We start from the raw sequence: 12,585 nt of genomic DNA, 5'->3' as shown, positions 1-12,585 counted from the left end.
GGGCCTCAGCCGCCCGGAACCCCGAGCACCGCGGCGTTGCCCTCGCGCCAGATCGCCCTGAAGGCGCGGTGGAGGATGACCCAGCCGCCGGCGGAGCGGCGCAGCTCGTCGTCGTAGAAGCCCACGACACGGAACGTCGGGCCCTCGGGGTGGCCGGCGCGCACCAGGAGGGCGTCCAGGTAGCTGCGGGCGGTGGCGCCGTCCGCCGTCTCGGCGATGTCGACGTTCGTGACGCGGTGGGCCGAGGCGTCCAGCGGAGCGTGCAGGTCGCGCATGTGGCGGGTCAGCGCCGGCGCGCCGCTGATCGTCCCGGCGGCCGTCGTCATGGTGCAGTCCGGGTCGAAGAGGGCGCCGAAGAGCTCCCAGTCCTTGGTGTCGATCGCGGTGGCGTAGTCGAGGAGCACCCGCTCGACGCCGGTCATCGCGGTCATCGCGTTCCCCGCCCCGCTCCCGCTCCGGGCCCCGGCCGGGACGGCTCAGCGTCTCCGTGCGCCGCCCGCAGGAGCGCCGGCAGGTGGCCCATGAGCGTCTCCCAGAAGGCCGTGTCGTCGCTTCCGGGCGCGAAGTTGCTGTCGAGGACGAGCTCGTCGCAGCCCGCGGCGCGGGCACCGTCGATGCGCTCGCACAGCGCGTCCACGTCGCCCACCCACCGGCCCGTCGACTGCCCCATCGGGCCGGGCTCGGCGGGACGCCCGTCGCCGGGCGCGACCGAGGAGGCCAGCACGCGGAGCGAGAGTTCGAGCGGGCCGCGGCCGAACTCCGACCGGGCGAGCTCGTTGAGGGCGCCCAACCGCTCGACGGCGGTGCCTGGCTCCAGGCCGAAGGGCTGCCACACATCGCACCAGCGGGCGGTGCGCCGCCATCCCGCGCGGGCCACGAAGCCCCCGTACGTGCGGACCCGGACGCCGTCGTGGGGCGAGGGCGAGGTCTGGCACAGGGGGATGTCCACATGACGCCCCTTGTACTCGACGGTGCCGCCGCGCCAGCACAGGTGCAGCGTCTCCAGCACCTCGTCGGCGAGCCGGCCGCGCTCCTGGAACGGCGCACCCATGAGGCGGTACTCGTCCTCGCACCACCCGACGCCCAGGCCCAGGGCCAGGCGCCCGCCGGACAGCAGGTCGAGGGTCGCGGTCTCCTTGGCCAGCACCAGGGGGTGGTGGTAGCCGACGACGAGGATGGAGGTGCCGAGCGTGCAGCGCCGCGTCCGCCCGGCGACGTAGGCCAGGACCTCCAGGGGCGCCAGCGCGTGGGCGTGCTTGTCGGGCCACGGCTTTCCCGGCACGCCGCCGTAACCCGAGATCGGAGCGAGGGGCCTGAACAGGTGCTCCTCGACCCACACCGAGTCGATGCCGACGCGGTCGGCCTCTACGGCGAAGTCCGCGACGAGGGGCATCCGGGCGGCGGGGCCGAGCTGGGGCAGGCAGACGCCGAGGCGCACGGTGCGGTCCTCCTCCCCTGATCAACTCAACATCGACATCATATTTGATTACGCTGGGCGGCGTCCAGACCGGAACCGGCCCGGCATGGACACGCAGCCCTCGGACCTGCGGGAATCGCCGCGACGGCCGGGTGCCCCACCCTGCCCCCCAGCGGTGGACGGGCCGGACAGACACCGAGAACAACTCCCCGTCCGGTCTTGACGCAGGACAGCCTCCAAAAGCAATATCGATTTCGACATCGAGGTTCGGGTCGGCGAAGGGAGGCGAGCGGATGACGAGATCCACCCCCGACCCCTGAGGTCCCGCCACATCCTGATCTCGCTCGCGACAGGTGCTCACGGTCCGCGCCGCGCCCATCATCGTCGCCTCACCGAGTCCGGCCCCATCTCGCCGACGCCCCCATCGACCACATGAGGGCGCCGCCGGACTCCGCCGCCGCTGGTGCACCGACCCAGCGCCCGGACATCCTCCGCGCCGACCGCCGCCCTCGGACCGGCCCACCCGCCGGCCCGGTCCGCCACCACAGGCCAAGCGCTCTTCACCGCTGCCCTCGCACGCCCGGACGAGTCCGGCCGTGCCCGACACCACCCCACCCCACCTCCGGAGGACCGGATGACCGTCTCACCCGTCCCACCCAGTCAACGTGCGCACACACGCGTGCTGCTCACGCTGATCGCGGTCGAAGTCTTCGCCGTCACCGAGACCGCGATGGCGATCGCGGCCATCCCGACCTTCATGCGGGTCTTCGAGGCCGACGCCGCGGCCGTCGGCTGGACCACCACGGCCTACCTGCTGGTGGGCGCCGGCTTCGCGGCCACCAGCGGCCGGCTGGGCGACATCTTCGGCCGCCGGAACGTCCTGGTCTTCCTGCTCGGCGCGGCGGCCTGCGGCTCGCTGATCAGCGTGCTGGCCACCGACCTGTGGATGGTGGTGCTCGGCCGCGGCATCCAGGGCCTGGCCGCCGGCGCCCTCCCGATCTCCTTCGCGCTGGTCCGCGAACTCCTGCCGGAACGGCGGGTCCCGCTCGCGATCGCGCTGCTCGGCGGCATCGTGCCGATCTGCGCCGGCGCCGGCGGGCTGCTCGCCGGGGTGCTGCTCGACAACGGCGGCTGGCGCCTGCTGTTCTCGGTGGCGACCGTGCTGGGCATCGCCGCGGCGCTGACCGGACTGGCCGGGCTGCCGCGCACGCCCGGGCTCAGGCCGCGGCCCCCGGTCGACATGGTCGGTGCGGCGCTCCTGCTCCCGGCCAGCGGCGGCGTGCTGTTCGGCGTCACCCAGGCCGGGGAGTGGGGCTGGACCGACATGTGGGTGCTCGCCTCGATCGCGGCCGGGATCGTGGCACTGGCCGCCTGGTTCGGGTGGGAGCGGCGCGTCCGCGAGCCGATCGTCGACGTCCGGCAGTTCAGAAACCGGAAGGTGCTGCTGACCACGCTGGGCACGCTCGCGGTGGGCATGGGCGGGCAGGGGGCGGCGACCATCATGGCGCCGATCGTCCTGCAGCTGCCCGACAGCGCACCGGTCGGCATGGGCCTGTCCCCCACCGCCGCCGGCGCGGTGATGCTGTGCATCGCGGTGATCAGCTACGGCGGGGCGGCGCTCAGCGGCCGGATCGCCCAGGTGGCCGGCGCCCGCTGGTCCCTGATGATCGCGTGCGCCCTGTACATCGTCGGGCCCGTCATCTGGATCCTCCAGGCGCAGAGCCTGGTCGGCACCCTCATCGGCCTGGGCCTCACCAACATCGGCTCCGCGTTCGCCTTCACCGCCCTGCCCAACCTGATCGTCGAGGTGGTGCCGCCCGAGCAGACCGGTGCGGCGACCGGCATGAACCGGGTGACGCTCAACGTCTCGATCGCCACCGGCCTGGCGATCGCCTCGGTGATCCTGGCGTCCTCCACCGCGCCCGGCACGCCCTTCCCGACCGAGGCGGCGCTGACGGGCGGGTGCCTGTTCATCATCGGCTCCGCCGTGGTGACCCTGATCCTCACCGCCTTCATCGGCGGCGCCCGCCAGGCGGACGCGCGCCAGGCGCCGACGCCCGACCTCGGCTCCAAGCAGGCCATGGCCTGAATGGACCGCTCCGCTTCACCGGGCGGCCGTCCTTGCCGGGACGGCCGCCCGGCCCATGACCGGGACTACCTGATCGCTGACCGGCGGGCCGGGGACGGGAGCACGGCGAGTTCGGAGAGCTTGCCGGGACCGGTGGCGACGACCGCGACGTAGCGCGCCTCCACCGGCCGGTCGCGGCGCAGGGGCGCGTAGGCCTTCCCGTCGCGGGACACCTCGACGCGCGGTGCGCGGCCCGGTGCCCAGATGGGCAGGACGGAGCCGATCCGCCGGACCGCGCCGAGATCGACGACCATGCGGCCGCCGGCGGGCCCCGGCGACCAGGCGGTCCGGCGGGCGCCGTCCACGGCTCGCGCCGGATCGGTCATCCCCGGCGGCCGCGGCGAGGTCGGGTAGGTGATGCGCCCCCGGGCGAGATCGGTCGTCGGCAGGCGCGGCCCGCGGGTGAACGCGGCGCGCTTCGTCGTGCCCCGCGCGACGCGGACGTTCACGGTCTCGCCGGTGGTCAGGGACCGCAGCCGCACCCGGGCCGGTTTCGCGCCCGGCGCGTTGGCCACCTCGACCGCGCGGGAATCGATCACCTTCAGGGTCAGTCCGGCGGGCGGCGCACCGCCGCCGGGCCCGTAGGCGGCGAACCGGGCGGGCGCGATCCTCGCGTCGGCGGCGCGGAGCGCGAGGTCGTACCGCGTGGACCGGCCGGGACCGGTGCGCTGGACGCCCTGGTAGAGGATCGCCTCCCGGGCGCCCTGCGGCAGGACGGCCGTCGCGCCGGTCACCGCCGCCGCGCCCAGGTTGAACAGGCTCAGCTGGCCGCCGGCGAGGCTCGCGACCAGGCCCGCGCAGTCGGTACGGGGCGCGGGCGACGCGCTGCGGGACGCCGTCCGCCGCGGCGCCTCGGCGGGATGCGCCTCGACGGTCAGCGGGGTCGCGGGCCCGTCGGAGAGCGTCACGCCGGTCGGCGAGACGCTGATCGGGTTGCGCCCGGTCCGGACGACGAGGCCCGCCCGGCCGTCCACGTTCAGCCAGCCGCCCGGGACGCGCCGGGTGACAGGCGTCCGCGCCGCCCGCCGCCAGGTCCGCCCATCCGGCGAGGTCTCGACCGTGTAGCGGGCGGGGCGGGCATGGCCCCAGTGCAGCCGGACCCGGTCGACGGGAAGCCGGTCGCCGAGGTCGACCGTGATCGACCGCGGCCGGGTGCGCGGCGGCGGAGGGACGCCCGAGTCCGGCACCGGTGCCGGACGCGGCGCCGTGTCGCCGTCCGTCACCCGGTGCGCGGGCGCCCGCGGATCCGGGGCGGACACGGTGACGGGCCTGCCGCGCGCCCGGTTCGCGCCGGTGCCCGCGTAGATCTCGAACTCGTCCAGCGCGCAGCAGCCCTGGCTGCCCGGGGCGGCGGCCCTCACCCGCACGTAGCGTGCCGCGGCGGTGCGCAGGCGCAGCTCGTCGGCGCCCGTGCCGCCGTCCGGCGCCGGGAGCGTCACCGAGCCGCCCGCCCAGGTGAAGGTGCGGTCGCCGTCGAGGCCCGGCACCCCGGGCATCGTCATGTTGTACAGGCGGAGCACCCCCTCACCGGCGGCGACCCCGGAACTGGCGTAGACCGCCGATCCGTCCGGGAGGGTGGTGAACCCGACCACGCCGCCGGGGACGGTGAGGGCCGAGGCCGCCCCGGTGAACCCGTCCCGCGGCCGGGTGTACGCCCGCGCCCGCCGCGCCGTCACCGGCACGGCCGTGCTCGGCAGGAACGACGGGCTGGTGCCCGCCGAGTCGAACAGCCAGTCGTCGTGCTGCGGGTGGTAGGCGAACTTGACGTAGCCGGGCTTGGTCACGGCGGCGGCCAGGGCGTTCGCCGACTGGTGGGCGAGCAGTCCCACCCCGGGACCGTGGTCCACGGCGGTGGTGTACCGCTCGAAGTACCGGCGCGGGGAGACGGGGCGCACCGCGCCGCCCGCGAGCCGGTGGAGCAGGTAGGCCATGCCCACCTCGGCGCGCGCCTCCGGCTCGTACTTGCCCTCCCCGCTGAACTTGGTCAGCCGTCCCCCGGGCGGGTAGCGCACGTAGGGGATCAGCCGGTCGGCGAGCATCGTCTCCGCCGCCGCGGCGTACCGGTCCCGGTCGAGGACGGCGCGGGCGGTGACCGGGAGCAGCTGGCGGCCGTAGAGATGGTGGCGGTCGGCGACCATGAAGTCCTGCGGAACGCCCGAGTCCATGCCGGTCTGCGCCATCGTCGCCCACAGCGGATCGTCGTTCGGCGGCGTCACCAGCTCCTCGGGGACGCTCCGGTCCGCCAGCAGGAACTGGGCCGCGTTCCGGCCCGGGTAGGCGCCCATCGACTGCTGGTAGATGGGGTTGTACGAGCCGTGGTTCTCGACGATGAAGGTGCCCCAGACGTTGTGCGCCCGGTTCCAGGCCGACACCGGGCGGCCGTTCAGCGGGGCGGGGTTGGCGCGGTCGGCCGGGGGCAGCCCGCCCATGTTGGCGGTCCAGCGGGTGAGCCACTCGCGCCAGGACGCGGCGTTCGGGTCGTCCGGCAGCCAGGCGAGCGCGGTCGCGAGCGGCATCGTCCGGGCGCCCATCTCCTCCATCTTGGTGTCGCCGCGGTAGCCGCCGCGCAACCCGTTGGTGTGCGGGTCGGTGTCGCCCGCCGCCACGATGGCGTCCGCGGCGGACCGGATGATCCGGTCGATCCGGGACCTGGTGGCGCTCGTGAGGCCGGACCACAGCATCTTCGCCGCGGCGACGAAGTAGGTCTCCATGGTGGAGTCCCAGTAGACGGTCCGCCCCCAGGTCCCGGCCGGGTCGATCCAGCGGTTGCGGGCGGCGGCGTACTCGATCGTCCGGAGGGTGTGGTCGCGCAGGGTCGCGGCGGTGACCCCCGCGATCGCGGGGTCGTACACGCCGTACTCGAGGAGGACGGCGTTGCCGAAGACGGCCACGTGCCGGAAGTCGTCCAGCCGGTACGAGCCGATGCGCCCGTCCCAGGCGCTGTCCGCGACCGGGGTGTTCAGCAGCAGCGCGCGGTTGTAGACGGCGGCGAGCCGGCCCCCCGGCCCCCGGCCGGGCCGCGCGGTCGCGGGAGCGGCGGCGCCGAGGTTGACGAGGACGGCCGCGGCGCACGCGAAGGCGAGCGTGCCGAGTCCACGCCTCATGAGGGCGGGGTGCCGCGCACCAACCTGATCATGAACACGGAGCGTAGCGACAGCGCGCGCGTGCGCACGCTCGAACACGCCGTTGACCTGCGAAGTTGATCAGTGAACAAGTTACGCGCACCGGGCATCCTAAGAAAAGGATGCGCGCGTTGGTGCCGACACACCGCGGAGATGCCGTGATGCTCAGAGCGCTTCAGGGAAATGATCCGACCCGGATCGATGTCTACGACGTTCTCGCGCTACTCGGCGAAGGCGGCATGGGCAGGGTCTACCTCGGCCGGGACGAGTCCGGCCGGCTGGTCGCGATCAAGAAGATGAACGAGCTGGCCAGGGCCGGGGGCGCGCACTTCTTCGACCGGCTCCGCAAGGAGTTGAAGGCCGTCGAGCGGATCGGGGCCGACTTCACCCCGCCGGTCCGCAAGTCGTGCCTCGATCCGCACGACCCGTGGATGGCCGTCGACTACATCAAGGCGCCGACGCTGCGCCAGCTGGTCCAGCAGTTGCCCAGGCCGCTCCCGGTCGAGGCCGTGGTGTGGCTGGCCGGGTCCCTGCTCCGCGTTCTGCGCGAGCTGGCGGCGAAGGGCATCGTCCACCGCGACCTGCATCCGGCCAACATCCTGGTGCGCGCCGAAGGGTCCCTGGTCATCGACTTCGGGCTGGCCCGCGACCTGGCCCGGGCCGTGACGCAGCCGTACTACGCGTTCGGCGCGCGCGGCTACATGGCGCCCGAGCAGCGGGACGGGACCCACCCCCAGACGCCCGCCCTGGACGTGTACTCCCTCGGCGCCGTGCTGGCGTTCGCCGCGACGGGCGAGGACCCCGGCACTTCCGAGGACTGGCTGATCGAGCGGGACGCAGCGGGCAGGCCCAGCCTTCCCGGCCTGCCTCAAGAACTGCACGACGTCGTCCACGCCTGCATGCGGCACCGGTGGTGGGAGCGGCCGAGCCTGGAGAAGCTCGAAGCCCTCGTCCGCGCGCTGCCGCGCGGCGGGGAACCGGACGGCGTCGCGCTCCTGCCGACGGACGCGCTGGGAGTGCTGCGCGACTACGCCGAGATGCCGGTGGACGACAGGCCCGAAATCCGGCAGGTCCCCCGCGTCTCCGAACCGGCCAGGGCGCCGCTCGGCTCGGGTGAGCGCTTCCCGGTCGGATCCAGCGACCAGTACGTGAGGCCGGTCGTCGAGGGCGATGTCCTGGTCGTCGCGGGGCTGGCCGGTGTCGTCCAGGGCTTCGGGCGGCACAGCGGGGACCGGCTGTGGGAGACGCCCCTCGGCGGCCGCGTCGAGAGCAGGCCCGCGGCCCGGCACGGGACCGTGGTGGTGTGCGGCAGCGACCACCGGGTGTACGCCCTCGACGCCGAGACCGGGAAGGTCCAGTGGGTCCACGGGCTGGAGAGCACCATCGGCTCGGCGCCCGAGGTCACCGATGACGCCGTGGTGTTCGGTGACCGGGCCGGACGGCTGCACGCCCTCGACCTCGCCGGCGGGCGGCGGAGATGGAGCTTCGCGGCCGCCCACTCGTTCCACGCGCGGCCGGTCATCGCGGGGGGCGTGGTCTACGCCGGATCGTGGGACCGCTCGATGTACGCGGTCGGGCTGGAGTCGGGGAAGGAGGAGTGGCGCCGTCCGGTGCGCGGCGAGATCCACCAGACCGCGGCCGTCGCCGGCGGACGGGTGTTCTTCGGCAGCGGCGACCATAGGCTGCACGCGCTCGACGCTGGCACGGGCGCGCCGCTGTGGACGTTCCCGACCGGCGGTCCGGTGCACTGCGAGCCCGTGGTCGACCGGGGCGTGGTGTACTTCGCGGGCTCCGACGGCTGCCTGTACGCGGTCCGGGCGGACACCGGGGAGCAGAAGTGGCGCGCGCTGGCCGGCTCCTTCACCTCCTCACCGGTGCTGGCCTGCGGCAGGCTCTGGGCCGGAAGCTTCGGGACGGTCTGCTCCGTCGACGCCGCGGACGGCGGCGACCTGAGGGAGCTCCGCGTGGGTGACGCGGCCGTCCTGGAGGTGGCGCTCGCCCCGGACGGCGAGCGCGGCCGGTTCTACCTGGGCACCGCCGACGGCCAGGTCGTGATCGCCTCGGCCCGGACGTCCGGCGGGCCGCGGAGATGAGCGGCTGGTGGCCGCGCATGGTCTGGCGGACGACCTCGACGGCCCGCCTGAAACGGTCCCGGCCGCCGTGCACGATCGAGGAGGAGCTCTCCCCCGTGCCCTGGGCCACGCGGTACTCGGCGCGGTCCGACGACGACGGGCGGTCGCTCGTGATCGCCTGCCTCGACGGCGCGTGGAAGAAGTCCGCGCAGCCGGAGGAGTACGCGACGGCGGTCGCCCGGATGACAGAGCTCGGCGAGGCCGGATCGCTGGCCCGTACGGTCCAGGGCGGGGTCATGCCGGAAGGGCCCTGGTGGCTGCTGACCGAGGGCCCCGCAGTGACGTCGCTGCGGGATGTGGTCGCGGCCGGCGGGCCGTTGCCCCAGGAGGATCTGTACCGGGTCGCCGAAGCCGTGGCGCACGCGCTGACCCTCTTGGACGAAGCGGGTCTCGTCCACGGGATGCTGACCCCCGACTGCGTCCGGGTGGACCTGGACGCCGACCTGGTCAAGGTCGAGTGGTACGGCTTGCTTCCCGTGCTGGGCCGGGTCGAGTTCCCGGCCGGAGCCCCTTACCTGGCGCCGAGGAACGGCCGGTTCCAGCGCGGGATCGGAATCAAGGACGACGTGTACTCGTTCGGCCGCCTGCTGCTGTTCATGCTCATCGGCGACGACCCGCCGGGCCTCCGCCGCCGCGCGCTCAGGCGCCGGCTGCGCCAGGACCCGGACGTGGACGACGACCTGGTCCGGCTGATCTCCGGTTGCCTGCGCCGCTGGGCGTGGACGCGTCCACGCGCGGAGAAGGTGCTGACCCGGCTCGGGCGGCTGCGGGGGCTCTCGCAGCGAAGCCGCTCGTACATGGAAAGCCTCACTCCGCCCGACGAGCCTCCGGGATCTGAGACGGTCCCCGCGACGTCGCGCGAGGACGAGACCCCGCTCCCCGACGAGGGGCGGCATGCCGAGGAAGACGAACACGTGGCACGAGCAGGCACCCGCCCCCATCCCGATGTCGTCGACGCCCACCGCATCCTCAAGGAGGAGATGTCCGGACCGGGCGCGGCCGACGACGACTGGCAGCCGCACCACAAGCCGGTCAAACCAACTGAACCGGCCAAGGCGACCGAGGCGGCGGAACCGGCCGGGCCGTGGGTCTTCCCGACCAACGGGATGGTGGACGCCCCTGTGACGGTGGCCGGTGGAGTCGTCTACGCGGCCTCGACGGACGGCCGCCTGTACGCCCTGGACCTGTCCTCGGGAAAGCACCGCTGGACCTACGCGACGGACGACGCGGTGCTGTCCGCTCCGGTCGTCGCGAACGGCCACGTGCACGTGGCGTCCACCGACGGCAGGGTGCACTCCGTCAGCGCCGAAACGGGGCGGCCGGTATGGCAGCTGGACGCCGGGCCGATCGGGATCTCCGACCCGGTGCTCGTCGCCGGCGGTCTGCACTTCGTGACGGCCGAGGGCGACATCGTCTCGCTCTGGCTCCGCTCCAGGACCACGGAGATCACCTTCGTGGGCGACGCGGTGGGCTCCTCGCTCACGGCCGCGGGCACGGACCTCTACGTGGGGGCGCTGTCCGGCCTGCACGCCATGACGGTCGCCGATGAACGGCTCGTGCCCCGCTGGCACTACGCGCACGCCGATTTCAGCGGATGCACCCCGGCCGTGTCCGAGCACGCCGTCTTCGTCGGCGGGACGGGCAGGGACGGCGGGGACGCCCTCTACGCCGTCGGCAGAGCCGGCGGCGAGGAGATCTGGACGCGGCCGACGAGGGGACTCGTCTGCGGCCGCCCCGCCCTCGGGGCGGGGGCCCGATGGCTGTTCGCCGCCGACGACGCCGGCGGGCTGAGCGCCCGCGACGCCGCGTCCGGTGCCGAGCTGTGGGCCGTCCAGCACCAGGGCGGCTTCGTCAGCGGCCCGGTGGTCGACGGCGGCACCCTCTACGCGGGCGGCCGCGACCGCCACCTGCGCGCGTACGACACCGGCGACGGCAGGCCGCTGTGGAAGGCGGCGACCGGTGGATGGATCAACCGCGGCGGCCCCGTCGCCGCCGGCGGGCTGGTCATCGTCGGCTCGGCGGACGGCCATGTGCACGCCGTCACCGCCGGCGGCGACCGGATCGCGGTCCCGCCCGAGCAGATCGACATCCGCTTGACACTGTGACCACGGAGGTGGCCCATGCCCTACCAGGCCGAGATCAGCCGAGCCCGGCCGGCTTTCTTCGTCTTTCTCGTCGACCAGTCCGGCTCGATGGACGGCTTCACCCGGGACGGCAAGATCAAGAAGGACGTGGTGGCGGAGTCCCTCAACCGGCTCCTCCACCAGCTCATCAACCGCTGCGTGGTGGAGAAGGGGATCCGCAACTACTTCAAGATCGCGGTCATCGGGTACGGGGCCGGGGACCGTCCCGGCTCGGTGCTGCAGGGCGGCCTCGCCGGGTTCGACTTCGTGACCACCAGCGAGCTCGACGAGAACAAGCTGGGCATGGACGTCATCGAGGAGCAGTACCCGGACGGGAACGGCGGCTACGTCCAGCGGCGCCGCAAGGTGCCGATGTGGGTGCGGCCGGTCGCCGAGGGGCGGACCCCGATGTGCGCCGCGTTCACCAAGGCGTACGGCCTGCTCGACAGGTGGGTCAGCGAGAACTACGACCACTTTCCGCCGGTCGTGCTGAACCTCTCCGACGGCTGGGCCACCGACGGCGACCCCACCGGGATCGGCAAGAAGATCGCGTCCCTGGGCACCAACGACGGCCAGGTCCTGCTGTTCAACCTCCACCTGTCCTCGGAGGAGTCGGCGTTCGGGAACGCCGGGCGGCCCATCGTCTTTCCCGAGTCCCCCGCCGGCCTGGACGCCAAGGCCGCCACCATGTTCGAGATCTCGAGCCCGCTCCCGGACCGGATGCTCGGGTACGCGGCCGAGCACAACATCAGCGCCCGTGCCGGGGCGCGCGGTTTCATCCACAACGCGGGCGCCGATCTGGTGATCAAGTTCCTGCAGATCGGGACCCGGAACGTGCCCGGCGGGAAAGGCCCCTGATGAAGGCGTCCATCCGCGTCTTCACCCAGGCCAAGCGGGGCGAGCTGGAGGCGGACAACATGGACGCCTGCTGGCCCGGGGGCGACGGCGAGGCCGACCGCCCGGTGGTCCGGCTGGCGATGGCCGACGGCGCCACCGAGCACCTCCTGTCGGGCCGGTGGGCGGCGCAGGTGGTCCGCAGGCTGAGCCGCTCGCCGGTCCGCGACGTCGCCTCGCCGGAACGGTTCGCGCGCAACATCGGCGTGCCCGGCGCCGGCTGGGTGCGGTCGCTGGCGGCGTACCAGCAGATGCGCGAGGAGCAGGGCGAGCCGCTGCACTGGTACGAGTTCTCCAAGCTGCTGGAGGGATCGGCGGTGACCGTTCTCGCCCTCTTCCTCCAGGACGGTGAGGGCACCGCCACCCGCGGGACCTGGCACGCAGCGGCGATCGGGGACACCAATCTCTTCCACTCCCACGTCCACGGCGACCAGCGCACGACCGCCGCGTTCCCGCTGCGGCACCAGGCGGATTTCACGGACACGCCGCCGCTGCTGCTGAGCGAGGTCTTCGCCGAGGAGGAGATCCGGCCCCGGGTCCGCTGCATGTCGGGAGAATGGGCCTCGGGGGACGTCTTCCTGCTGGCCACCGACGCCCTGGCGGCGTGGATCTGCGGGGCCTTCGAGGCCGGGGGCGACCCGTGGACGGAACTGGACGGCGCGACGGCCGGCCCGGAGGCGTTCGCCTCCTGGCTCGCCGGCAAGCGCAACGAACGCGAGATGCGCAACGACGACGTGACCCTGTTGCGCTTGGCCATCCACTGACCGGT

At 73.8% G+C, this 12,585-nt stretch carries 8 protein-coding genes; 5 read left to right on the top strand and 3 right to left on the bottom strand.

Annotated elements, in window-relative coordinates; translation table 11 throughout:
* Window positions 1-5: 5 nt before the first annotated feature.
* Window positions 6-431, bottom strand: a complete 426-nt coding sequence (locus tag ACZ466_RS39280) for a nuclear transport factor 2 family protein (protein WP_378288371.1) — start codon at window positions 429-431, stop codon at window positions 6-8.
* Window positions 428-1,438, bottom strand: a complete 1,011-nt coding sequence (locus ACZ466_RS39275; RefSeq protein ID WP_378288370.1) for a TIGR03619 family F420-dependent LLM class oxidoreductase — start codon at window positions 1,436-1,438, stop codon at window positions 428-430. The genes ACZ466_RS39280 and ACZ466_RS39275 overlap by 4 nt, the downstream gene beginning before the upstream one ends.
* A gap of 658 nt (window positions 1,439-2,096) precedes the next feature.
* On the opposite strand from ACZ466_RS39275, the gene ACZ466_RS39270 reads away from it, so the two are divergent.
* Window positions 2,097-3,506, top strand: coding sequence for an MFS transporter (locus ACZ466_RS39270; RefSeq protein WP_378288369.1), 1,410 nt, complete (start codon window positions 2,097-2,099; stop codon window positions 3,504-3,506).
* A gap of 65 nt (window positions 3,507-3,571) precedes the next feature.
* On the opposite strand, the gene ACZ466_RS39265 is transcribed toward ACZ466_RS39270, so the two are convergent.
* Window positions 3,572-6,649 (bottom strand): discoidin domain-containing protein, encoded by a 3,078-nt coding sequence (locus ACZ466_RS39265; RefSeq protein ID WP_378288368.1) that lies wholly within the window; start codon window positions 6,647-6,649, stop codon window positions 3,572-3,574.
* 179 nt (window positions 6,650-6,828) lie between these two features.
* Between ACZ466_RS39265 and ACZ466_RS39260 the strand changes: the two genes are divergently transcribed.
* Genes ACZ466_RS39260 through ACZ466_RS39245 form a run of 4 tightly spaced genes read left to right on the top strand, consistent with a single transcriptional unit; the run spans window position 6,829 to window position 12,580 of the window.
* Window positions 6,829-8,760 carry an outer membrane protein assembly factor BamB family protein gene (locus ACZ466_RS39260; RefSeq protein WP_378288367.1) on the top strand — a complete coding sequence of 644 codons (1,932 nt, stop codon included), beginning with the start codon at window positions 6,829-6,831 and terminating at the stop codon, window positions 8,758-8,760.
* Window positions 8,757-10,904, top strand: coding sequence for an outer membrane protein assembly factor BamB family protein (locus ACZ466_RS39255; RefSeq protein WP_378288366.1), 2,148 nt, complete (start codon window positions 8,757-8,759; stop codon window positions 10,902-10,904). The genes ACZ466_RS39260 and ACZ466_RS39255 overlap by 4 nt, the downstream gene beginning before the upstream one ends.
* A 15-nt stretch (window positions 10,905-10,919) precedes the next feature.
* Window positions 10,920-11,780, top strand: a complete 861-nt coding sequence (locus tag ACZ466_RS39250) for a hypothetical protein (protein WP_378288365.1) — start codon at window positions 10,920-10,922, stop codon at window positions 11,778-11,780.
* Window positions 11,780-12,580: a hypothetical protein gene (locus ACZ466_RS39245; RefSeq protein ID WP_378288364.1), complete on the top strand. Its 801-nt coding sequence runs from the start codon at window positions 11,780-11,782 to the stop codon at window positions 12,578-12,580. Before ACZ466_RS39250 ends, ACZ466_RS39245 begins: the two co-directional genes overlap by 1 nt.
* The last annotated feature ends 5 nt before the right edge of the window (window positions 12,581-12,585 follow it).

The organism is Actinomadura rugatobispora (genome assembly GCF_055379765.1).
This window is presented reverse-complemented; position numbering and strand designations above follow the sequence as displayed.

Excerpts from the sequence above, each read along its gene's own strand:
- ACZ466_RS39280 (WP_378288371.1), bottom strand. The coding sequence starts at position 431 with ATGACCGCGATGACCGGCGTCGAGCGGGTGCTCCTCGACTACGCCACC.
- ACZ466_RS39265 (WP_378288368.1), bottom strand. The coding sequence starts at position 6,649 with ATGAGGCGTGGACTCGGCACGCTCGCCTTCGCGTGCGCCGCGGCCGTC.
- ACZ466_RS39260 (WP_378288367.1), top strand. The coding sequence starts at position 6,829 with ATGCTCAGAGCGCTTCAGGGAAATGATCCGACCCGGATCGATGTCTAC.
- ACZ466_RS39255 (WP_378288366.1), top strand. The coding sequence starts at position 8,757 with ATGAGCGGCTGGTGGCCGCGCATGGTCTGGCGGACGACCTCGACGGCC.
- ACZ466_RS39250 (WP_378288365.1), top strand. The coding sequence starts at position 10,920 with ATGCCCTACCAGGCCGAGATCAGCCGAGCCCGGCCGGCTTTCTTCGTC.
- ACZ466_RS39245 (WP_378288364.1), top strand. The coding sequence starts at position 11,780 with ATGAAGGCGTCCATCCGCGTCTTCACCCAGGCCAAGCGGGGCGAGCTG.